Genomic DNA, 23120 nt, shown 5'->3' with positions numbered 1-23120 from the left:
GACGAACAACGAAGGGAGGAGCAGATGATTCAAGACTCGATCCGCAGCGGCTTTGCCGGCGCCCCCGTCGTCACGGCGATGGAAGTGATCCCGGTCGCCGGCCGCGACGGCATGCTCCTCAATCTGAGCGGCGCGCACGCGCCGTTCTTCACCCGCAACCTCGTCATCCTCACCGACAATTCCGGCCACACCGGTGTCGGCGAGGTGCCGGGCGGTGAGAAGATCCGCAAGACGCTGGAAGATGCCCGCGACCTGGTCGTCGGCCAGACCATCGGCGCCTGCAACAACATCCTGGCCTCGATGCGCCAGACCTTCGCCGACCGCGACGCCGGCGGCCGCGGCAAGCAGACCTTTGACCTCCGCGTCACCATCCATGCGGTGACCGCGGTGGAGTGCGCGCTGCTCGATCTGCTCGGCCAGCATCTCAATCTCCCGGTCGCCGCATTGCTCGGCGAAGGCCAGCAGCGTGCCAGCGTCGAGACGCTCGGTTATCTCTTCTTCGTCGGCGACCGGCGGAAGACCAGCCTGCCCTACGTCGACGGCGAGACCGGCAAGGCGGACTGGTTCAACCTGCGCCATCAGGTAGCGATGACGCCGGAGGCGATCGTGCGCCTCGCCGAGGCGACGCAGGCGCATTACGGCTTCGCCGATTTCAAGCTCAAGGGCGGCGTGCTCGCGGGCGAGCAGGAGATCGAAGCCGTCACCGCGATTGCAAAACGCTTTCCCAAGGCGCGCGTCACGCTCGACCCGAACGGCGCCTGGTCGCTGGATGAAGCGATCCGGCTGTGCAGCAACATGCATGGCGTGCTCGCCTATGCCGAGGACCCCTGCGGCGCCGAGGCCGGCTTCTCCGGCCGCGAGATCATGGCCGAGTTCCGCCGCGCCACCGGGCTGCCGACCGCCACCAACATGATCGCGACCGACTGGCGCCAGCTCTCGCATGCACTGCGGTTAGGGGCGGTCGATATTCCGCTCGCCGATCCGCATTTCTGGACCATGCAGGGTTCGGTGCGGGTGGCGCAGACCTGCCGCGACAACGGCCTGACCTGGGGTTCGCACTCCAACAACCATTTCGACATTTCGCTGGCGATGTTCACCCATGTCGGCGCCGCCGCGCCCGGCAAGGTGACGGCGATCGACACCCACTGGATCTGGCAGGACGGCCAGGCGTTGACCAAGGAACCGCTGCAGATCAGGGACGGCAAGATCGCGATCCCGGATCGGCCGGGCCTCGGCATCGAGCTCGATCGCGGTGCCATCGAGGCGGCCAACGCGCTATACAGGCAGTATGGTCTCGGTGCCCGTGACGACGCGCTGGCCATGCAATTCCTGATCCCGGGCTGGACCTTCGACGACAAGCGTCCTTGCCTCGTGCGCTAACAACAAAAGGTTGGAGAGAAACATGACCGCTCACCAGAAGAACTTCATCGCCGGCGAATGGGTCGACGGAACCAGCATCACGCGGGACATCAATCCCTCCAACACCAAGGACGTGGTCGGCGAATACGCCAAGGCCGACAAGGCACAGACCGAAAAGGCGATCGCCGCGGCGAAGGCCGCCTTCCCGGCCTGGGCGCGCTCGACGCCGCAGGAGCGCTTCGACGCGCTGACCAAAATCTCCGTCGAAATCCTCGCCCGCAAGGAAGAGCTCGGCCGCCTGCTGGCGCGCGAGGAAGGCAAGACGCTACCCGAAGGCATCGGCGAGGTGGCGCGTGCCGGGCAGATCTTCGCATTCTTCGCCGGTGAGGCGCTGCGGCTGATGGGCGAGAAGGGCGCATCGGTGCGTCCGGGTCTCGATGTCGAGATCACCCGCGAGCCGGTCGGCGTCGCCGGCATGATCACACCGTGGAATTTCCCGATCGCGATCCCGGCCTGGAAGATCGCCCCCGCGCTGTGCTACGGCAACGCGGTGGTGTTCAAGCCGGCCGAACTCGTCCCGGGCTCAGCGCATGCGCTGTCCGAGATCATCGCGCGTTCCGGCATTCCGGCCGGGGTCTTCAACCTCGTGGTCGGCTCGGGCTCGGTGGTCGGCCAGACGCTCCTGGATCATCCCGACGTCGCCGCGATCTCCTTCACCGGCTCGGTGCAGACCGGCCGCAAGATCGCGCAGGCCTGCGTGCTGTCCAATCCGATGAAGAAATTCCAGCTCGAGATGGGCGGCAAGAACCCGCTGGTCGTGCTCGACGATGCCGACGTCAAGGTCGCGGTCGAGGTCGCCGTCAACGGCGCCTATTTCTCGACCGGCCAGCGCTGCACGGCCTCCTCGCGCCTGATCGTCACCGCAGGCATTCATGACCGCTTCGTCGAGGCGATGACCGAGCGCATGAAGGGTCTCTCGGTCGACGACGCGCTGAAGAGCGGCGTGCATGTCGGCCCGGTGGTCGACCAGAGCCAGCTCGATCAGGACCTCCGCTACATCAAGATCGGTCAGGACGAAGGCGCCCGGCTGCATTGGGGCGGCGAACTCCTGAACCGCGAGACGCCCGGCTTCTATCTGCAGCCGGCGCTGTTCACGGGCGCAACCAACCAGATGCGCATCGCCCGTGAGGAGATATTCGGCCCGGTCGCCTGCGTGATCCGCGCCAAGGACTATGAGGAAGCGCTGGCGATCTCCAACGACACCGAGTTCGGCCTCGCCTCCGGTATCTGCACCACGAGCCTGAAATACGCCTCGCATTACAAGCGCAACAGCGAGGCCGGCATGGTGATGGTCAATCTGCCGACCGCCGGCGTCGACTATCACGTGCCGTTCGGCGGCCGCAAAGGCTCGAGCTACGGCGCGCGCGAACAGGGCTCCTACGCCCGTGAGTTCTACACCACGGTGAAGACGGCTTACACGTTCCCGGGTTGAAGATGAAGTTGCATCCGTCGCCGCAACGAAAGTGCCACCTCTCCCCTTGTGGGAGAGGTCGGAACGCATCGCCAGATGCGTTCCGGGTGAGGGGTTGCGCTCTCTCGTGGGACCTGCGCCCCTCACCCGCGCCTTCGGCGCGACCTCTCCCAGCTGGGGAGAGGTGGGAATGCGCGGCGCCGCCTAGAACATCAGCCAACACATTGCTTTTGAGGAACGTGCATCATGGACCAGTCGATCGGCGCGCAGGAGCAGCCCCGCTTCATCAAGCTCAACGCCCGCGACAATGTCGCGATCGTCGTGAATGATTTCGGCCTACCCAAAGGCTCCCGCTTCGCCTGCGGCCTGACCTTGCGCGCCTTCGTGCCGCAGGGGCATAAGACGGCGCTCACAGACATCGCCGAGGGCGCGCCGATCATCCGGTATGGCGAAGTGATCGGCCATGCGCTGTCGCCGATCCTGGCCGGCGAATGGGTCGACGAGGCGCGCATTCGGATGCCCGACGCGCCGCCGCTCGATCAGCTCGAGATATCAACCGCGGTGCCGCCGGCGCTGCCGCCGCTCGAAGGCTTTACGTTCGAGGGCTTTCGCAATCCCGACGGCTCGGTGGGAACGAAGAACATCCTCGGCATCTCCTCGTCAGTGCAATGCGTCAAGGGCACGATGGAATATGCGGTGAAGCGCATCCGCGCCGAGCTGCTGCCGAAATACCCAAACGTCGACGACGTCGTGCCGCTGACCCATGCCTATGGCTGCGGCGTCGCGATCACGGCGCCCGATGCCGTGGTGCCGATCCGAACCCTGCAAAACCTCGCGCTCAATCCGAATTTCGGCGGCGAGATCCTCGTCGTCGGCCTCGGCTGCGAGAAACTTGCGCCGGAACGGCTGGTGCCGGAGGGCGTCAGTGATGCCATCGTGCGGATGCAGGACGAAGCCTTCGACGGCTTCGGCGCGATCGTCGATGCCATCATGACCCAGGCCGAGGCTCGGCTTAAGGTGCTGAATGCCCGCAAGCGCGAGACCTGTCCCGCCGCCGATCTCGTGATCGGCCTGCAATGCGGCGGCAGCGATGCGTTCTCCGGCGTCACTGCGAACCCCGCGGTCGGCTTCGCCGCCGACCTGCTGGTGCGATCAGGCGCGACCGTGATGTTCTCGGAAGTCACCGAGGTGCGCGACGCGATCCAGCTGCTGACCCGCCGCGCCGTCAACGAGGATGTCGGCCATGCGCTGATCCGCGAGATGGCCTGGTACGACGCCTATCTTGCCCGCGGCGGCGCCGATCGCAGCGCCAACACCACGCCGGGCAACAAGAAGGGCGGACTTGCCAACATCGTCGAGAAATCGCTGGGCTCGATCGTCAAGTCGGGCTCCGGCCCGATTGCGGGTGTGTTGTCGCCCGGCGAGAAGGCGCGGCAGAAGGGCATGTTGTTCGCAGCGACGCCCGCCAGCGACTTCATCTGCGGCACCCTGCAGCTCGCCTCCGGCATGACCTTGCAGGTGTTCACCACCGGCCGCGGCACGCCCTATGGCCTTGCCGCCGCCCCGGTCATCAAGGTCGCGACCCGCAGCGAGCTGGCGCGGCGCTGGAAGGACCTGATCGATTTCGACGCCGGCTGCATCGCGACCGGCGAGAAGACCATCGAGGAAACCGGCTGGGACCTGTTCCGCCTGATCCTCGACGTCGCGAGCGGACGCACCAAGCCATGGTCGGACCGCTGGGGCATCCACAACGATCTGACGTTGTTCAACCCGGCGCCGGTGACCTAACCCACTTCGTCATTCCGGGGCGATGCGTCAGCGCCGAGCCCGGAATCCATCGGGCCGCAAAACTGGTGGATGAATGGATTCCGGGTTCGCGCGAGGCGCTGCCCCGTACACGGAACTCGCTGAACAGGCATTCACCTGTATGGCGAAATGCTCATGTTCCACACGTTGAATAGCCCGATTTGATGTCCCACGTCCTCGGCAACAGGAGGACGTTCCATGAAGCAATCGCAGCACTTCCTCGACAATGCGGAGAACTGCGCGCAGCTTGCCGAGCGCGCCGACGACGCGCCGACCTACAACCGCTTCAAGCGAATGGAAGCAGCCTGGCGCGCGCTGGCGAAGGAGCAGGATTGGCTCGACGGCGAGACCTCGCCGTCGGAAACCGCGGCATGAGCCTGCGGGCCGTGGCGGCTGGAACGACGCCACCACGGCCCTCGTCTATTCGGTGCTGCGCTGCCGCTGCCAGCGCAGCAAATAGGCCTGCAGCCGCCAGATCATCGCCGAGAGCACGACGCCGACCAGCATCAGCACCACCACTGCGACCATCATGCCCGACGCTTCCCCGCGCGCCTCGGACTCGATGATGAGGCGCCCGATGCCGCGCTCGGCGCCGATGAATTCGCCGACGATCACGCCGATCAGCGCAAACGAGATCGCAGGCGTCAGCGAGGCGAACACCCAGGCCATCGTCGAGGGGATCACCACGGTGCGGGTGATCTGCCACTCGCTGGCGCCGAGCAGCCGCGCGGCATTGGTGAAGCCCTCGTCGATCGAGCGCGCGCCCTCGAAGGTGTTGAAGAACACCAGGAACACGACGACGATCCACGACGTCACGATCTTCGACATGTCGCCGATCCCGAACGCCAGCACGATGATCGGCGCCAGCGCGATCCGCGGGATCGAATTCACTGCGGTGATGAACGGCTGGAAGATCGCGCTCAGACGATCCGACCGCCCGAGGATCAGCCCGGCGACGAAGCCAGAGACCACGCCGGTGACGAAGCCGAAGAAGGTGTTCTTCAGCGTGATCGCCGTCGCCGCCCAGAGATTGTTCTCGTTGCGCGCCAGGCATTTTCCGAACTCGCCGTTGAACCAGCCGTTGAAGACGCCGAGCTTCGAGGTCAGGCAGCTCTGGATCAGGAAGTTGTCGAAGATCATCGACGGCTTCGAGATGAAATACGGATCGAGCAAATCGGGCACGAGCCAAGGCAGCTTTGCGCGCAGGTCGTAGCCCCATTGCCAGACCGACAGCACGATGGCGCAGATCAGGACCTGCCAGCCGATCGTGCCGAGCGTGCCATACCTCTTCATGCGCTGCGGCCCTTGACGAATTCCTCGCCGAGCGAGTGCCAGATATGCTGGAACAGCTCGGCATAATGCGGTGTCTCGCGCACCTTCACCGCATCGCGCGGGCGATCGAAATCGACCGTAAACATGTCCTTGATCCGGCCTGGCCGCGCCGAGAACAGGATGATGCGGTCAGCGAGGGTCAGCGCCTCGCCGAGATCGTGGGTCACGAACAGCACGGTCTGCTGCTCGCGCTCCCAGATCCGCAGCAGCACCTCGTGCATGTCGATCTTGGTGTGGGTGTCGAGCGCGCCGAACGGCTCGTCCATCAACAGGATCTGCGGCTCGACGATCAGGGTGCGCATCAGCGCCGCGCGCTGCCGCATGCCGCCCGACAGCGCCGACGGATAGGCATTCTCAAATCCCTTGAGCCCGGCCTGCGCAACGCATTCGGCGATGCGCTCCTTCCGTTCCTGAGCCGGCACGCCCGACAGCTCCAGCCCGTAGCCGATATTGTCGCCGACGGTCCGCCACGGAAACAGCGTATCGCGCTGGAAGACGTAGCCGACATCAGGTGTCGCTTTGCCGGGAACGACGCGCTTGCCATCGATCAGGATCTCGCCGCCGGTTGGGCGGATCAGCGAGGCGATCATGTTGAGCACGGTGCTCTTGCCGGAGCCCGACGGTCCAAGCAGCGCCACGAACTCGCCGCGGCGCACATCGAAAGATACATCGCGCACGGCCTCGATCGTGGTCTTCGCGAACTGGAACGACTTGCTCAGGCCCTTGACTTCGACGCGGCGCTCGGCCGAGGCGCGCGGCGATAGGGTTGCGCTTGTCTCCAGCGCGCTCAACCCGGATAGGCCTTTCGTGCCGCGTCGATGAGGTTCGAGTTGACGACGTCGGCGATCTTGAGCGGCTTGATGCCGGTCATCTCGCGGAACCAGACCTTCTCGCCGCGCGCAAAACTCGCGGCGTCGATCGACCCTTCATAGTCCGCGACCTTCTGGATCGCCGTGATCTCCAGCAGATTGGCCTCACGCGAGGTGCTGCCGACATAGGGCTCGATGGCGTCGTAGATCTCGGTCGGCTTGTGCGTCTTGATCCATTGCGACGCGCGCCACAACGCGGTCACGAAGGCCTGCATCTTGGCAGGGTCCTTGTCGATGGTCGCCTGCAAGGTGAAATGCGCCGTGACGGGCACCTTGCCGCCGATATGCTTGTTCCAGATCGCTTCATCGGTCCCGTCGAACAGCAGTTCGCCCCAGCCCTGCTGCTGCGCCTCGTTCAGCAGCGACAGCGAGCTGACGAGGATATCGACCTGCTTCGATTTCAGCGAGCCCAGCATGGTGTCGACATTGCCGGTGCCGATCCAGGTCACCTTGTCGTCGAGCCCCATGGTTTCCATGTAGTAGGACGCCCAGACATGGTTGGTGCCGCCGAGCGAGGAGACCGAGACGATCGGCTTGCGGCCATCGGGCCGCTTCCATTGTGCGAAGGCCTCCAGCGAGTTGATGCCCTGCTCTTTCAGATCCTTGCGCAGGATGAACATCACCGAGCTCGACCGGGTGTCGACCGGCAGCAGCACCCGCGCGGCGCGGCCGTGATTGGTCAGCTGCATCGGGTGGGTGACGTCGCCGATGCCGATATCGCCCTGCGACGAGGCGATGATCTCGCGGGTCTTCACGCCGCTGCCGCCCTGCACCAGCTTGCAGTCGAGCCCGGCCTCCTTGAAGTAGCCGATACGGTCCGCGACGAACTGGGTCTGATAGACCGGCACCGCGACCGGATAGATCGCGCGGCCCGGGGTCGCCTGTGCCCATGCCCGTCCGCTCGCCAGCGTCGCACCGCCGGCGGCGATCACCGTCAGGGCCGAACGCCGCGAAATGTGGGGCATGGCGACATCAGGCATCACGCGTGCTCCTTGGCCGAGATCATGTCGAGCGCGCTGAGCACCGCATCGCCCATTTGGGCGGTCGACAGCCTCTTCGCACCCGCTTCCGCAATGTCGGCCGTTCGTGCACCGGAGGCAAGCGCGGTCTGTACCGCCCGCTCCAGCAGGTCTGCATCCTCGGGGCGATTCAGCGTCAGCCGCAGCAGCATCGCGACGCTGAGAATCGAGCCGAGCGGATTGGCGATACCCTTGCCCGCGATATCGGGCGCGCTGCCATGCACCGGCTCGTACAGCGCCTTGCGGCGGCCGAAGCGATCGACCGGGCCGAGCGAGGCCGACGGCAGCATGCCGAGCGAGCCTGAGGCCATCGCCGCGCAATCGGACAGGATGTCGCCGAAGATGTTGCCGGTGACCATGACGTCGAACTGCCGCGGCTCGCGCACGATCTGCATCGCGGCGTTGTCGACATAGAGATGGGTCAGCTCGACGTCGGAGAACTCCTCCTTGTGCAGCCTGATCACCTCCTCGCGCCACACCACGCTGGTCTCCAGCACATTGGCCTTGTCGACCGAGCAGACCTTGTTGCGCCTCGTCCGTGCCAGCTCGAATGCCGAACGCGCCACGCGCCGGATCTGGTTGGTGGTGTATTGCTCGGTGTTGAAGCCGCGGCGCTGGCCGTCCGGCAAGGTCTCGATGCCGCGCGGCTCGCCGAAATAGATGCCGCTGGTCAATTCGCGGATGATGACGAAGTCGACGCCGTCGAGCACCTCGGGCTTCAGCGGCGCCGACGCCGCGAGTGCCGGGCTCGCCATGATCGGCCTCAAGTTCGCGTAGAGATCGTATTTGCTGCGCAATCCCAGAAGACTGCCGGCCTTGCGCGCCGCCGCGGGCACTTCGGTGGTCTCGGGACCGCCGGTCGCGCCCCACAGGATCGCGTCGGCCTCGTCCATCGCTTCCGCGGTGTCCTCAGGCAACACCTTGCCGGTTGCGAGATACGGGATCAGGCCATATTGCGCCTCGCGCAGCGTCATCGGCGCGCCACGCTTGGACGCGAACCAGTCGAGCACGCGGCGCGACTGCGCGGTGACCTCGGGGCCGATGCCTTCGCCGCCGACGACGGCGATCTTGACCATGTTGGATTGCGTGCTCATGCGGGTGTCCTTGTCGAATGAATCCAGGGCCGCGCCGCGCGATCGGACGCCTGAAAGGCGTGGACCTCGGCGTCGCGCTGCAATGTCAGCGCCACCTCGTCGAGCCCCTTCAAGAGGCCTTCGCGCCGGCGCGGGTCGATCTCGAAGGCATGCCGGGTGCCGGATGGCGAGACGATGGTCTGCGCCTCCAGGTCGATCGAGACCTTGCCCGCACCCTGCGTCGCCTCGATGTCGGCGGCGAGCTGATCGACCACCACCTTGTCGACGATGACCGGCAGAATTCCGTTCTGGAAGCAGTTGGCGAAGAAGATGTCGCCGAAGCTCGAGCCAATGATGGCGCGGATGCCGCGCTCCTGCAGCGACCACACCGCGCCTTCGCGCGACGAGCCGCAGCCGAAATTCGGCCCGGTCACCAGGATCTCCGCCTCCCGGTACGGCTCGCGGTTGAGGATGAAATCGGGATTCTCGGAGCCATCAGGGAGGTAGCGCAGCGAGCCGAACGCCCATTTGCCGAGCGTGCCGCGAATCGAATTGCCGACCAGGCGCTCGATGCGGATGATCACGTCGGTATCGATATTGCTGCGCATGATCGGCGCAGCCGTTGCGGTGAGCCTGTCGAACGGTTTCGGCATGATCAGCGCCCCATCATCCTGACATCGGCGATCGCACCGGCGATGGCGGAGGCCGCCGCACTCGCCGGGCTCGCCAGATGCGTCCGCGCCCGCGGCCCCTGCCGGCCGACGAAGTTGCGGTTCGAGGTCGAGACCGAGCGCTGCCCGGGCGCCACCACCTCGCCGTTGGCGGCCAGGCACATCGAGCAGCCCGGCTCGCGCCACTCGAAGCCGGCTTCGATGAAGATCTTGTCGAGCCCTTCGGCGACCGCCTCGCGCTTGACGTTCTCCGAGCCTGGCACCACCCAGGCGCGGACCCCGGCGGCGACCTTGCGGCCGCGTGCGACCTCGGCCGCAGCACGCAGATCGCTCAAGCGGCTGTTGGTGCAGGAGCCGATGAACACCCAGTCGACCGGCGTCCCGGCGATCGGCGCACCACCTTGCAGGCCCATATACTCCAGCGCGGTCTCGATCGCGGCGCGCCGCAAGGGATCGTCGACCGCCTTCGGATCGGGAATGACGCCGTCGACGCCGACGACATGCTCGGGGCTGATGCCCCAGGTGACCTGCGGAATGATCTTCTCGACGTCGATCATGACCTCGCGGTCGAACACCGCATCGGGATCGCTCGGCAGCTCGCGCCACGCTTTCACCGCGAGATCCCACATCTCGCCTTGCGGCGCGTAGGGACGGCCGCGCAGGAATTCGAAGGTTGTCTCGTCGGGCGCCACCATGCCCATCTTGGCGCCGAGCTCGATCGAGAGGTTGCAGATCGTGAGCCTCCCCTCGATCGGCAGCGCGCGGATCGCGCTCCCCGCATATTCGACCGCATAGCCGGTGCCGCCGGCGGCGCCGATCTGCCCGATCAGCGCCAGGATCATGTCCTTGGCGGTGACGCCGAGCGGCAGCTTGCCTTCGAAGCGCGCACGCAGCGTCTTCGGACGCTTCTGGATCAGCGCCTGCGTCGCCAGCACATGGGTGAGCTCGCTCGACCCGATGCCGAAGGCGAGTGCCCCCAAGCCGCCATGGGTGCAGGTATGGCTGTCGCCGCAGACGATCGTCGCGCCCGGCAGGCTCAAGCCGAGTTCGGGCCCGATGACATGGACGATGCCCTGGCCGGGCTCATCGACATCGAACAACCTGATACCGCTTGCCGCGGTCTCAGCCCGCAGCGCCGCCAGCAATTCCATGCCGATCTTGCTGGTCCCGGCGCGACCGGGCGCCGTCGACAGCGCGTGATCGGGCGTCGCGAACGTCAGCTCCGGATTGTGAACCTTGAGGCCCCGGCTCTTGAGATCGAGCAGTCCGCGCGAGCCGCCGAGATCGTGCAGCAGATGGCGATCGATATGAAGGAGATCGGTGTCCTCGCTCAAACGGGCGATGACATGCTGGTCCCAGATCTTCTCGAGCAAACTTCGGCCGGGCATTCGCCTTCCCCTGCTCTCTGCGTTTCCATGCGGCTTGATCTCATTGGCGCCAATCTGTGCCAAACTTGTCGTCAAGTGAAGCCATTTTGGCCTAACATCACATATGTGATGGAGGCGCGGTCATTGCCGCGCCGCGGAGACAACCATGCCGAGCGCGAACAAGACGGCCATTGTCAAATCTGCAATGCGCACGTTTGCAGTTCTGGAGTTCTTTCGGGAAACGAAGCGGGCTGCTTCCGTAACCGAAATAGCTTCCGCGCTGGAGATGCCACAATCGAGCACGTCGGTGTTGCTTAGCAGTCTCGTTGAATTGAACTACCTTGAATACGATCGAAAGACCCGGCGTTTCATCCCTAGCTACCGCGTCGGTCTGCTCGGTGATTGGATCCGTCGTTCTCCGTTCCGTGACACAAAGCTGACCGATCTGATGGAGGAACTCTGGAGCGCGACTGGGGGCGAAACCATCCTGCTTGGACAACAGACGGGCGCCGCCGGGATGCGGTATCTACACGTTGTGCCGAGCGGCTATCAGCTTCAGTTCATTACACATGCTGGTCAAATACGACCGATGGTTCGTACCGCGCTTGGACACGTGCTGCTGAGCCAAATGCCAAACACCAGGATTCGCGGCATCATCCGTCGCAACAATGCCGATGAGCCGAGTCCGTCGGCGCGTGTTCGCGAAACGGCGTTTCTCGAAGAAATCGAGCGCATTCGCCGCCGCGGCTTTTCCGAGTCAGGCGGCCGCACGACGCCGGGCGCAAACACCATAGGCATGCTTGTTCCGCTACCAAAGCGACGCGCGCCGCTGGCTATCGGCATCGGCGGCCCCATCGAACGGATCGCGGCAAAGCGCGAGCACATCATTGAAGTGATGCAGAGCCGGCTGAAGAAACTGACGGAAAACGCCGGATCAAGGTTCGTCGAGAAATGACATCTCGGACGCTCGGCGCGTCGTGCGGATGACTCCGCGACTGCACAACGCATTCGATGTCGTCCCGGCGAAAGCCGGGACCCATAACCACGAGCGCCTATTGTCTTGCTCGGCCGTGTCGACGAATTCCCGTAAAACATCCGCCGCAGAGTATGGGTCCCGGCTTTCGCCGGGACGACAATGGGAAAAGCTGCGAAGGCTCGCAAACGTTACGACGCCAGCGCTTCCTCCGGCATCACGGCCGCGAGATGCTGGCTCTCGGCGACGGCGCGGTTGGTGATGCGACCGCGATCGACGTTGAGGCCGGCGCGCAAATGCGGATCCTCGACCAGCGCGCGCAGTCCCTTCGAGGCCAGCGCCAGGCCGAACGGCAAGGTGGCGTGGTTGAGCGCATGGCTCGAGGTCACCGGCACCGCGCCCGGCATGTTGGCCACGCAATAATGCACGATCTCGTCGACCAGATAGGTCGGCGCCTGGTGGGTGGTCGGCTTCGAGGTCTCGAAGCAGCCGCCCTGGTCGATCGCGACGTCGACCAGCACCGCGCGGCGCTTCATGCCTGCGAGCTGCGCGCGCGACACCAGCTTCGGTGCGCTGGCGCCCGGCACCAGCACGGCACCGATCACAACGTCAGCGGCGAAAACCTCCTGCTCGATCGCTTCCAGCGTGGCGTAACGGGTGCGGATGCGCCCGAGGAAGAGGTCGTCGAGCGCACGCAGGCGCGGCAATGAGCGGTCGAGAATGGTGACGTCGCTGCCGAGACCTGCGGCCATCCGCGCCGCATGGGTGCCGACCACACCGCCGCCGATGATCGCAACGCGCGCCGGCGGCACGCCCGGTACGCCGCCGAGCAGCTTGCCCATGCCGTCGGCGGATTTGCGCAACGCGGCGCCCGCGGCCTCGATCGCCAGCCGGCCGGCGACCTCGCTCATCGGCGCCAGCAGCGGCAGCCCGCCATGCGCATCGGTGACGGTCTCATAGGCGACCGCCGTGCAGCCGGAGGCGATCAACCCCGCGGTCTGCGGCACGTCGGGCGCAAGATGCAGATAGGTGAACAGGATCTGTCCCTCGCGCAGCCTGATCCATTCGGACGGCTGCGGCTCCTTCACCTTGACGATCATCTCGGCGACGGAGAACACCTCTTCGGCGGTGTCGGCAATCCGCGCACCGGCTTGGGTATAGGCGTCATCGCCGGCACCGATGCCGTCGCCGGCGCCGCGCTGCACCACGACCTCGTGGCCGTGCGCCACATATTCCCGCACCGAGGCCGGCGTCAGCCCGACCCGATACTCCTCGACCTTGATTTCCTTGGGCACGCCGACACGCATGGTCCGCTCCTTGCAAAATTGGTTTCCGCCAACCACGAGGCTATGCCCCGCCGCACGGCGTTTCTCAGCGAATTCCGGCTTGCCCACAGCCAGATACGCCCATATCCTTCGTGGCAAGCTCAGCGGATGAAGGAAAACTGCGTGGACGGTCTCGATCGTATCGATCTCAGAATCCTCGCCGAGCTGGTCAGTGATGCCCGCGCCAGCCAGATCGAGCTTGCCGAGAAGGTCGGGCTGTCGCCGACCGCCTGCGCGCGGCGGATTCGTCATCTGGAGGAGATCGGCGTGATCCGCGGCTACCGCGTCGACCTCGAGGCATCAGCGCTTGGCCTCGTCACGACCGTCGTCGTCACCATCACGCTGGAGAAGCAGAGCGAGGACTATCTCGCAGCTTTCGAGGCCGCGATCGCGCGCTGCCCCGACGTCGTGTCCTGCCATCTGATGTCGGGCAGCGACGATTATCATCTGCAGGTCATCGCCCGCGACATCGCCGACTTCGAGCGCATCCACAAGCAGCATCTGTCGCGGATGCCGGGTGTCGCCCGCATCCATTCCAGCTTCGCGATGCGCGAGGTGGTTCGCCGCACCATTCCGGAGACTGCGCTGCGCGGATAATCCGGAAACCAGACGTCAGGACGCATTGCGGCTCGTGCGCGGCCACATCCGCGCCAGCGTCTCGTCCTTTTTCACGACGACATGCCAGAGCGTCGCGGCGATATGCAGTGCGACCACGGCGTAGACGACATAGGCGAGCGCGCCGTGCGCCAGCTCGCCGGCCTCTGCGACCGCCTTGTTATCGGCGAACAGGCGCGGCCAGCTGAAGGTCCAGAAATAGCGCAGCGAGTAGCCGCCGGCCGACGAGAACATGTAGCCGGTCACCGGCATCACGAACAGGATGGCGTAGAGCGCCCAGTGATTGAGCCGTGCCGCGATCTTCACCAGCGGCGAGAACGATCTCGGCTCCGGCGGCGCCGTGGTCGCAGCGCGCACGATCAGCCGCAGGATCGCCAGGAAGAACAGGGTGACGCCGAGCGATTTGTGTACCTCGAGCAGCTGGCGCCGTGGCGAGGTCCCCGCCGGCTGCAGCCCGCAATACAGCCCGATCAACATCGCCGCGATGAACAGCACCGCCGTCGCCCAATGGATCCTGCGCAACAGCGGGTCGTAGCTGGCCGTCATGTCCGTCGTCACGAGGCGCCTTCGCTTGAAGCCAGCCCGCGCGGGTTCGGCCAGAAAAAGGAAGCCGTTCAATAGATGATGGCGCGGGGCCTGCCTACCGGCGCGGGTGTCACATTCGATCACGATCGCGAAGGCGGGGCAGCCCGTTCTCTCCACCGTCATTCCGGGCTCGCGTTCCGCGCGCCCCGGAATGACGGGAGAGGGGTTTGGCGGGCTGCGCGTTGTCACAAACGCCGGGCCGCCGCTCACTGTCACAAACGCCGCGCTGTCACAAACACTGTCACAATCCGTAGCCGCCCGGCCCGCGCCACACGCATTTTTTAGTCGTGATTCGCGACCTTCTATGACAGAATTACTACAGTTCAATATCAATTCGGTTACAGGCGGAGCGGTGAATGAGCATGGAGCGGCAGGCACGGCCGGTTACGCTGGCTTGGTCGAATCCAGTGGTCCGGTGGTGGGGCTTCCTAAGCTTCGTCAGCGCCGCCAACATCGCGATCTGGTTCGCGCTGTACCGCCAGTTCCATGAGCAGTCGAACGGCAGCTTCAGCAACACCTCCGGCATCGGCCTGATGATGCTGCTGTGCGCGGCCTATGTGTTCGGCTGCGCCTTCCGTTCGGTGCTGCCGCGCGCCGACGTGCAGCGCATCTGCCTGTTCGACCACTGGCTGTCGAGCGTCATGGTGGGCCGCACCGTCGCCACCGTCGCCGAGGTCTGCTTCGCCGCGCAATGGGCGATCATCCTGCATCAGCTCGGCACCATGACCGGCGCCGAGACCACCGTGAATATCGCCTGGACCATCGTGCCGCTGATCGTGATCGCGGAATGCTTCTCCTGGTATGCGGTGCTGACCACGCATTATCTCTGCAACGCAATCGAGAACTCGATCTGGGCCGTGGTGTTCTTCCTGGTCGGGATCGCGCTGTGCCGGCTGCTGCCCGAGTTCCATGGTCCGGTGCGCTGGGCTTTCATCGTCGCGATCGTCGGCATTGCCGCCTTCCTCGCCTTCCTGATGACCATCGACGTCCCGATGTACCTCAACCGCTGGCGCATCAACCTCGCCGCCGGCGGCAGCCTGCTGCACCCGCTCGACGGCCTGCGCGACGTCAGCCGGCGCTGGGTCGTGACCCATGACATCGCCGAATGGCGCGAGGAAATCGCCTGGATGTCGCTGTATTTCAGCATGGCGGTGTGGTCGAGCCTCGCGCTCTGCGTCGGTTATTCGCTCGAAGATCAATTGCCGCGCTACCGCACCGAACCCGTCATCATCAGCACGGCACCTGCGGCCGCGAACACCACGCCGGCAGCGCAGCACACCGCGACGATCGACACGGCGGCGCCGTCGCGGAATTGATCGGCCGGCGCCGCAGGCGGCTTGTGACCGCAAGCGCTTTCGGATTAAAGGCTGGATCATCCCCGCTCTTCCATCAGCGCATTTCATGTCCCGCATCACCATCATCGAAACCGGGCTCGTCAGCCCGCAGTTCTGCGAGCGTCACGGCAGCTATCCGCAGATGTTCCAGCGGATGGTGGCCGCGGCCGATCCGTCTGTTGCCTGCAACGTCGTGAGCGTCGCCACGGGCGAGGCGCTGCCCGATCCGGCCACGCTGGATGCGATCCTGATCACGGGATCGGCAGCCGGCGTCTATGACGATGTCGCCTGGATCGCGCCGCTGGAAGCCTTCGTGCGCGCGGCCCACGACAGGCATGTTCCGATGGTCGGCGTCTGCTTCGGTCATCAGCTGATCGCGCAGGCGCTCGGCGGCACGGTGCGCAAATCGGAGAAGGGCTGGGGCATCGGCCGCCACGTCTACCGGCTGACGCCCGACAATGGGCTGCTCCAGGGCGAGGCGATCGCCGCCGCCTGCTCGCACCAGGACCAGGTGATCACCCCGCCCCCCTCCGCACGCACCATCATGTCGTCCGAGTTCACGCCGCATGCCGGACTGCTCTATGCCAACGGCACGACGCTGTCGGTGCAGCCGCATCCGGAATTCACCGCCGATTACGCCGATGCGCTGTGCGACCTGCGCCGCGGCCTGGCGCCCGACCGTGTGGTCGAAATCGCCAAGGCATCGCTCTCCGAGCCGCTCGACCACGCCACGCTGGGCGGCGCGGTCACCCGGTTCCTGACGCAGCCAGGGTCCTGAACCAGGGGACGACGGCTCTGCGGCGGACGTACGGCCAACCGCCCGATCTCATAAGCCACACCAGGTTCCGATATCCTCCGAAAGGGCGTCATGCGCCCATCTCCCGACTACCCTATTGTCGTGAATCCTGCCTATAAGCCGACCTTGGGGGCCGGTTCCGATGCCGTCGGGCCGCAATCAGCCGGGTTCTGCTCCCCCTGAAGGTGGCTTTATGACGTTTCGGGACGTTCGCTCAGCCGTATGGGGACCTGTCTCCCTGCGGCCCAATTTCTGGGACCTGGCGGCGCTGTTGCTGCTGGTCGGCGCGATGGTGCTCGTCGTCTACGGCGGCGAGCAGACCACCGTGCCGCTGTCCGAGCTCGAGCGGACGCCGGTGTCGCTCGATCCGGCCAACCTGCCTTACTATGCGCTCCGAACCACGATGCGGATGCTGCTGGCGATCGTCTGCTCGACGGTGTTTACGTTCATCTACGCCACCGTCGCAGCCAAGAGCCGGCGCGCCGAGATGGTGCTGATCCCGATGCTCGACATCCTGCAGTCGGTGCCGATCCTCGGTTTTCTCACCTTCACGGTGGTGTTCTTCATGAACCTGTTTCCCGGCCGCGTGCTGGGCGCGGAGTTCGCCTGCGTGTTCGCGATCTTCACGAGCCAGGCCTGGAACATGACGTTCAGCATGTATCAGTCACTGCGCAACGTGCCGAAGGACCTCGACGAGGCGACCGCGAGCTTCCACCTCTCGGGCTGGCAGCGGTTCTGGCGACTGGACGTTCCCTTTGCGATGCCCGGCCTGATCTGGAACGCGATGATGTCGATGTCCGGCGGCTGGTTCTTCGTCGTGGCGTCGGAGGCGATCACCGTCGGCAACACGACCGTGACCCTCCCCGGCGTTGGCTCCTATGTCGCCACCGCGATCGAGCAGAAGAACCTGCCTGCGATCGGCTATGCACTCATCACGATGCTGATCGTCATCATCGCCTATGACCAGCTGCTGTTTCGTCCCATCGTGGCCTGGGCCGACAAATTCCGCTTCGAGCAGACCGCCTCCGGCGAAGCTCCGACGTCGTGGATGCTCGATCTGTTCCGGCGAACGCGCGCGCTGCGCGCCCTGACCTATCCATTGGGAATGGCCAACAAGGCGATCTCCACCATGCGCATCGGCTGGCCGGTGGCGCTGCGCTCCGGCGGCAAACCCGGCCAACCTTCGCGCCTCATTGACGCCATCTGGATTACGCTGATCGTTGCCGCGGCGGCCTACGCCGCCTGGCTGGCTTACCAATACCTCTCCGCCTCGCTCGGCCTGTCCGACGTCTTCGATGCGGTCGGATACGGGCTCGTCACGCTGCTGCGCGTCATCGTGCTGATCGCGCTGGCCTCGCTGATCTGGGTGCCGGTCGGCGTCTGGATCGGCCTGCGGCCGAAGCTTGCGGAGCGGATCCAGCCGCTCGCGCAATTCCTCGCCGCGTTTCCGGCCAACCTCGCCTTTCCGGTGTTCGTCGTGCTGATCGTCCGCTTTCACCTCGACCCCAATGTCTGGCTCAGCCCGCTGATGATCCTGGGCACCCAGTGGTACATCCTGTTCAATGTGATCGCGGGCGCCGCCGCCTTCCCGACCGACCTGCGCGAGGCCGCCAACAGCCTTCATCTCGGAGGATGGCGATGGTGGGTCAAGGTCGTGCTGCCCGGCATCTTCCCCTATTACGTCACCGGCGCGATCACCGCGTCGGGCGGATCCTGGAACGCCTCGATCGTCGCGGAGGTCGCGAGCTGGGGCAACACCCATCTCGTCGCCACCGGTCTCGGCGCCTATATCGCGCACGCGACCGAGACCGGCGACTTTCCCCGGGTCGTGCTCGGCATCGTCGTCATGTGCATTCTGGTCACGTTGTTTAACCGCCTGTTGTGGCGACCGCTCTACGCCTTCGGCGAGCGCCGCCTTCGCCTCGGCTGATCGAGAGGGATCCTGATGCTCGACCAAACCAAGCAAGCCGCCCTGATCGACATCCGCAGCGTCTGCCGCTCGTTCCCGAAGGGAAGCGGCGAGCAATTGCTGGTGCTCGAGAATGTCGACCTGACGATTCATGCCGGCGAGATCGTCGGGCTGCTCGGCCGCTCGGGATCGGGCAAGTCGACCTTGCTGCGGATCATCGCAGGGCTGGTCGCGCCGTCGTCGGGGGCTGCGACCTGCCGGGGCGAGGCGATCGCCGGCCCGCCGAACGGCGTCGCCATGGTGTTCCAGTCGTTCGCACTGTTCCCCTGGCTGACGGTGCTGCAGAACGTCGAGCTCGGACTGGAAGCGCTCGGCGTCGACGCCACCGAGCGGCGCAAGCGCGCGCTCGCAGCGATCGACCTGATCGGTCTCGACGGCTTCGAATCCGCCTACCCGAAGGAACTGTCCGGCGGCATGCGCCAGAGGGTCGGCTTTGCGCGGGCGCTGGTCGTGCATCCCGACCTGCTGCTGATGGACGAACCGTTCTCGGCGCTCGACGTGCTGACCGCCGAGACGCTGCGCACCGACCTGATCGACCTCTGGATCGAAGGCCGGCTGCCGATCAAGTCGGTGCTGATGGTGACGCACAACATCGAGGAGGCCGTGCTGATGTGCGACCGCGTCCTGGTGTTCTCGTCGAATCCGGGGCGCGTCGCCGCCGAGTTCAAGATCGACCTCAAGCATCCGCGCAACCGGCTGGATCCGACCTTCCGCCAGCTGGTGGACCAGCTCTATGCCCGCATGACGCAACGTGAAGAACCCAAGGCGCTGACGCCCGGGGGAATTCCCGGCTCCGGCGTCGGCATGGTTCTCGACCATGTCTCGTCCAACGTGCTGTCGGGCCTGATCGAGACGCTGGCCGGGCCACCCTATGGCGGACATGCCGACCTGCCGGTGCTGGCGAGCCAGCTTCAACTCGAGACCGATGAAATTCTGCATCTCGGCGAGACGCTGCAACTGCTGCGCTTTGCCCAGGTCAGCGAAGGCGACGTGGTGCTGACCGAGGCCGGCGTGCGCTTTGCGCATCTCGACACCGACACGCGCAAGAAACTGTTCGCGGAGCACCTCATCAACTACGTCCCGGTGATCGGGTTGATCCGCCGCGTCCTCGACGAGCGGCCCTCGCACATGGCGCCCGCAGCACGCTTCCGCAACGAGCTCGAGGACTACATGTCCGAAGACTATGCGGATGAAACGCTCAAGACCATCGTGTCCTGGGGGCGCTATGCCGAGCTGTTCGCCTATGACGAACAGTCCGAGACCTTCAGCCTGGAGAATCCGGGCTAAAGCATGATCCGGAAAAGTGCGAAGCGGTTTTCCGAAAAGATCATGCTCAAACAAGGAGCTAAAGCCCGATGACGATTCAACCCAATCTCACCGCGCTTTAGGTGATCGCCGGACCGCCGCCCACCGAATCGCTCGACCACGCCACGCTTTGCGGCGAGGCGCGGTCCGCTCCTCCCTCAAGCGCCGCGCACGCCATCAGGTCATGCTGCCCGGCATGAAGCAGCGCACCCGTGGATGGCCATCGATATAGTGCTTCCACACCATGGTTCGCCCGATCTTGTTCGGCTCGGTGATCACGGCCTCGTTCGGCACCACAACCCACTCACTGTCGATCAGCACGCGATAATGGCCGTGATCCGACTCCCAATCGGGATCGGCGACCACATATCCGTCGGCATCCGAGCAGCACTGCCCGTAGCCGCTGTGCAGGCTTTCAAACCAAGGCTTCAATGGTGAGTTGGCGTAGCGGCCGTCGTCGCGCGCCAGGGTCGGCGATGTCAAGAACACCGCCCCAAGCAGGACTGCCGCACGTGTGAGAACGTGCATCTTGTCGTCTCCGCAGATGTCAAATAGCTGCGGGCGCGCATCACCAATCCTTCGCCCGCGACATTGCCGTCGCAGGCGGAAGCACGACGAATCGGCGCCCCAGCATCTGACATTCGGCTATGCAAGAGCGGCGCCAGACTGCGTTCCGGGAGACTACGGCCTACGAAAGTAGGGGCTGCGCGGGCCGGCAGGCAGGCGGCCTCAACCACGCGCGGTCGTCTTGCGCGCGGCGCGATCAACGGCTCGCTGCCGTGACCCCGGGGACCAGCGGCGGCGTGCTGCGCGTTGCCGCCTGCAATGCGCATTCGACGAACCGGCGCGGCAACAGCGAGGCATTCGAGCGCATCGCCACCAGCATGCGGCTTTCGGCATCAGGCGTATCGAGCGTCTTGGCGACGACGTTCATGACGCCGGCCTGCTGGTAGCAGGACGGCAGGATCGAAAGCCCGATCCCGGCCGCGACCAGACTGAGCACGGTGCGCAGCTCATGCGCCTCCTGCACGATGCGCGGCGCAAAGCCCGCCCGCCGGCAAAGCATCGCGGCCTGATCGCCGACGCCGCAGCCGCTTTCGGCCATGCCGACGAATTCGTGCTCGGCAAGATCGGCCACGGCCAGCTTGCCCGGTGCAGCGGCGAGCGGATGATCGATCGGCAGGAACACCATCAACCGATCGCGCCAGACGACGTGAACCTGCAGATCGGCCGCCGGGCGGAAATCGAGCGGCGGCCGCATGATCGCGACATCGAGCTCGGCGTCGGCGAGCGCCTGGAGCTGCTTCGCCGTCGACATGTGCCGCAGCTCGATCTTCACCCGCGGATAGCTGGCGCGGAAACTGCGGAACAGTTCGGCGAACATGTCGAGCATCGGAACGGAATCCGTGAAGCCGACGCGGACCGCGCCGGCCTCGCCGCGCGCGGCACGCCGCACGGTCTCCGACGCCAGATCGAGCTCGCTGACGGCGCGGCGCGCGTGCTCCAGCAGCAGCTGGCCGGCCTGGGTGAGCGCGACGGCACGCCGCGTCCGTGATAGCAGCTGCGTCCCGAGTTCCTCCTCCATCGCCTTGATCTGCGTGCTGAGCGGCGGCTGGCTGACATGCAGCCGCTTGGCGGCGCGGCTGAAGCTGAGCTCCTCGGCCACCGCGATGAAGTAGCGAAGCTGCCTGTAGTCCATCGCTTATTCCGATTCCCTATAAGTGACGGGTCAAAGCGGTATTTGACCTCCCAGGACCGTTTCCTGATCTTGGCGCCAAAACGCGGATGCTCCAAGGGATAACAAGGGGCAACGCGCGCAGCCGGTCAGCCATGCGAAATCGCCGCAAATAACAGGCGCTCCGCCAGGTTCGAGTCACCGGTGCCAAAAACAACAAGGGAGGATTTCGATGGCCCAACCGGCTACGAGTGAATTGGAGACCCAAACCATCCGTCGCGTCTACTTGCGGCTGATCCCGATCCTGTTCGTGATGATGTTCTTCAACTATCTCGACCGTATCAATCTCGGCTATGCCGGGCTGACGATGAACAGGTATCTCGGCCTCAGCCCCGCGATCTTCGGCTTTGCCGCCAGCATCTTCTTCCTCGGCTACATGGTGCTCGAAGTGCCGAGCAATTTGATGCTGCACTGGCTGGGCGCGCGGGTCTGGCTCGCGCGGATTCTGATCACCTGGGGCCTCGTCGCGACGCTGACCGCCTTCGTCTGGAATCCACTGAGCCTTTATGTGATGCGGTTCGGCCTCGGCATCGCGGAAGCCGGCTTCATGCCGGGCGTGGTGCTCTATCTCACCTACTGGTTCCCGTCGCGCTACCGCGCCCGCGCCGTCGCCGGATACATCATCGCCGGCTCGTTCTCGGCGGTCTTGGGCGGGCCGATCTCGACCAGCATCATGACCTTCCTCGATGGCGCCGCTGGGCTGCACGGCTGGCAATGGATGTTCATCGCCGAGGGCGTGCCGACCATTCTGCTCGGCCTGTTCACGCTCTATTATCTGACCGACCGCCCGGCCAAGGCGAGCTGGCTGACCCAACAGCAGGCCGCCTGGTTGGAGGGCGAGCTCGCCGCCGAACGGGCCGAGATCGAACAGCAGGGGCAGCACAGGTTGATCGAATGCGTGCTCGATATCAGGGTCTGGCTGCTGGCGGCGCTGTTCGGCTGCGCGCTGGTCGGCATCTACGGCCTGTTGCTGTGGCTGCCGCAGATCATCAAGGGCATGGGCGATCTCAGCAACATCGAGGTCGGCTTCCTCTCAGCGATCCCGCCGCTGCTCGGCGTCATCGGCACCATCGTGGTCAGCCGCAGCTCCGACAGGACAGGCGATCGCAAGTTTCATCTCGCGGCCGTCTATCTGCTCGCCGCAATCGCGATGCTCGGCAGCGCCTATGTCGCGAGCCCGGTGCTGGCCTTCGTGTTCCTTTGCATCGTCGGCTTCAGCCTGAACGCCGGCAATCCGCTGTTCTGGAGCATCAACGCCTCGCTCTTGACCGGCGCGGCCGGCGCCGCCTCGATCGCCATGGTCAACACGCTGGCGCAGTTCGGCGGCCTGATCGGCCCCTGGTGCATCGGCCTGATCAAGGACTCCACCGGAAGCTTCTCCTGGGCGCTGGTCGGCATCGCCGGCTTCCTGCTCGTCGCCTCCGCCATCGCCGCCACCATGCGCGTCAAACCGCGCGAGACGGAGCTTGCGGGCGCGATCCCGTCATCCGTCACCCACTGACAACTGCACAAGGAA

General features: G+C 65.3%; 21 protein-coding genes. 11 read left to right on the top strand and 10 right to left on the bottom strand.

Going from position 1 to position 23120, the window contains the following annotated elements; all coding sequences use genetic code 11:
* The first annotated feature begins 24 nt into the window (after positions 1-24).
* From gudD to JQ507_05705, 4 genes are all read left to right on the top strand, one after another.
* Complete coding sequence (gene gudD, locus JQ507_05720; GenBank protein ID QRI71012.1) at positions 25-1380, top strand: glucarate dehydratase; 1356 nt, start codon at positions 25-27, stop codon at positions 1378-1380.
* A gap of 22 nt (positions 1381-1402) precedes the next feature.
* Complete coding sequence (locus JQ507_05715) at positions 1403-2851, top strand: aldehyde dehydrogenase family protein (GenBank protein ID QRI71011.1); 1449 nt, start codon at positions 1403-1405, stop codon at positions 2849-2851.
* A 225-nt stretch (positions 2852-3076) separates the two neighbouring features.
* Complete coding sequence (gene garD, locus JQ507_05710) at positions 3077-4618, top strand: galactarate dehydratase (GenBank protein ID QRI71010.1); 1542 nt, start codon at positions 3077-3079, stop codon at positions 4616-4618.
* A 216-nt stretch (positions 4619-4834) separates the two neighbouring features.
* Entirely contained in the window at positions 4835-5011 is a 177-nt protein-coding gene (locus JQ507_05705) for a hypothetical protein (GenBank protein QRI71009.1), read from the top strand.
* Positions 5012-5056: 45 nt separating this feature from the next.
* Here JQ507_05705 and JQ507_05700 read toward each other — a convergent pair whose 3' ends face one another.
* Genes JQ507_05700 through leuC form a run of 6 tightly spaced genes read right to left on the bottom strand, consistent with a single transcriptional unit; the run spans position 5057 to position 10988 of the window.
* Complete coding sequence (locus JQ507_05700; GenBank protein QRI71008.1) at positions 5057-5929, bottom strand: ABC transporter permease; 873 nt, start codon at positions 5927-5929, stop codon at positions 5057-5059.
* Positions 5926-6759: an ABC transporter ATP-binding protein gene (locus tag JQ507_05695; protein ID QRI71007.1), complete on the bottom strand. Its 834-nt coding sequence runs from the start codon at positions 6757-6759 to the stop codon at positions 5926-5928. Before JQ507_05695 ends, JQ507_05700 begins: the two co-directional genes overlap by 4 nt.
* Positions 6756-7817, bottom strand: coding sequence for an ABC transporter substrate-binding protein (locus JQ507_05690; protein QRI71006.1), 1062 nt, complete (start codon positions 7815-7817; stop codon positions 6756-6758). Before JQ507_05690 ends, JQ507_05695 begins: the two co-directional genes overlap by 4 nt.
* A complete protein-coding gene (gene leuB, locus JQ507_05685; protein ID QRI71005.1) occupies positions 7817-8950 on the bottom strand; it encodes a 3-isopropylmalate dehydrogenase in 1134 nt (377 codons plus the stop codon). The genes JQ507_05690 and leuB overlap by 1 nt, the downstream gene beginning before the upstream one ends.
* A complete protein-coding gene (leuD, locus tag JQ507_05680; GenBank protein QRI71004.1) occupies positions 8947-9582 on the bottom strand; it encodes a 3-isopropylmalate dehydratase small subunit in 636 nt (211 codons plus the stop codon). Before leuD ends, leuB begins: the two co-directional genes overlap by 4 nt.
* 2 nt (positions 9583-9584) lie before the next feature.
* The gene (gene leuC / locus JQ507_05675; protein QRI71003.1) at positions 9585-10988 is read right to left on the bottom strand and encodes a 3-isopropylmalate dehydratase large subunit; all 1404 of its coding nucleotides are present in this window, start codon (positions 10986-10988) and stop codon (positions 9585-9587) included.
* Between the two features lie 145 nt (positions 10989-11133).
* Here leuC and JQ507_05670 point away from each other — a divergent pair, with 145 nt between their 5' ends.
* Positions 11134-11922 (top strand): helix-turn-helix domain-containing protein, encoded by a 789-nt coding sequence (locus JQ507_05670; GenBank protein ID QRI71002.1) that lies wholly within the window; start codon positions 11134-11136, stop codon positions 11920-11922.
* A 209-nt stretch (positions 11923-12131) separates the two neighbouring features.
* On the opposite strand, the gene ald is transcribed toward JQ507_05670, so the two are convergent.
* Positions 12132-13247, bottom strand: coding sequence for an alanine dehydrogenase (gene ald / locus JQ507_05665; GenBank protein QRI71001.1), 1116 nt, complete (start codon positions 13245-13247; stop codon positions 12132-12134).
* Positions 13248-13373: 126 nt separating this feature from the next.
* Between ald and JQ507_05660 the strand changes: the two genes are divergently transcribed.
* On the top strand, positions 13374-13862 hold the full coding sequence (locus JQ507_05660; protein ID QRI71000.1) for an Lrp/AsnC family transcriptional regulator: 489 nt from the start codon (positions 13374-13376) through the stop codon (positions 13860-13862).
* Positions 13863-13877: 15 nt separating this feature from the next.
* Here the strand turns inward: JQ507_05660 and JQ507_05655 are convergent, their stop codons facing one another.
* Positions 13878-14426: a cytochrome b gene (locus JQ507_05655; protein QRI73198.1), complete on the bottom strand. Its 549-nt coding sequence runs from the start codon at positions 14424-14426 to the stop codon at positions 13878-13880.
* A 446-nt stretch (positions 14427-14872) separates the two neighbouring features.
* Here JQ507_05655 and JQ507_05650 point away from each other — a divergent pair, with 446 nt between their 5' ends.
* From JQ507_05650 to JQ507_05635, 4 genes are all read left to right on the top strand, one after another.
* Positions 14873-15781, top strand: a complete 909-nt coding sequence (locus JQ507_05650; GenBank protein QRI73197.1) for a hypothetical protein — start codon at positions 14873-14875, stop codon at positions 15779-15781.
* 85 nt (positions 15782-15866) lie between these two features.
* A complete protein-coding gene (locus JQ507_05645; protein QRI70999.1) occupies positions 15867-16577 on the top strand; it encodes a gamma-glutamyl-gamma-aminobutyrate hydrolase family protein in 711 nt (236 codons plus the stop codon).
* A 211-nt stretch (positions 16578-16788) separates the two neighbouring features.
* Positions 16789-18525: an ABC transporter permease subunit gene (locus tag JQ507_05640; protein ID QRI70998.1), complete on the top strand. Its 1737-nt coding sequence runs from the start codon at positions 16789-16791 to the stop codon at positions 18523-18525.
* 15 nt (positions 18526-18540) lie between these two features.
* Complete coding sequence (locus tag JQ507_05635; GenBank protein QRI70997.1) at positions 18541-19851, top strand: nitrate/sulfonate/bicarbonate ABC transporter ATP-binding protein; 1311 nt, start codon at positions 18541-18543, stop codon at positions 19849-19851.
* A 195-nt stretch (positions 19852-20046) separates the two neighbouring features.
* On the opposite strand, the gene JQ507_05630 is transcribed toward JQ507_05635, so the two are convergent.
* Together JQ507_05630 and JQ507_05625 are read right to left on the bottom strand one after the other, a co-directional pair.
* On the bottom strand, positions 20047-20397 hold the full coding sequence (locus JQ507_05630; GenBank protein ID QRI70996.1) for a hypothetical protein: 351 nt from the start codon (positions 20395-20397) through the stop codon (positions 20047-20049).
* A gap of 235 nt (positions 20398-20632) precedes the next feature.
* The gene (locus JQ507_05625) at positions 20633-21568 is read right to left on the bottom strand and encodes a LysR family transcriptional regulator (protein ID QRI70995.1); all 936 of its coding nucleotides are present in this window, start codon (positions 21566-21568) and stop codon (positions 20633-20635) included.
* 208 nt (positions 21569-21776) lie between these two features.
* Here JQ507_05625 and JQ507_05620 point away from each other — a divergent pair, with 208 nt between their 5' ends.
* Positions 21777-23105, top strand: coding sequence for an MFS transporter (locus JQ507_05620; protein QRI70994.1), 1329 nt, complete (start codon positions 21777-21779; stop codon positions 23103-23105).
* Positions 23106-23120 lie beyond the last annotated feature (15 nt).

Origin of the sequence: Bradyrhizobium sp. PSBB068, from assembly GCA_016839165.1 — a bacterium.
In the GTDB taxonomy this organism is placed as follows: domain Bacteria; phylum Pseudomonadota; class Alphaproteobacteria; order Rhizobiales; family Xanthobacteraceae; genus Bradyrhizobium.
The sequence above is the reverse complement of the archived record's forward strand: the minus strand, read 5'-3'. Positions and strand labels throughout refer to the sequence as shown.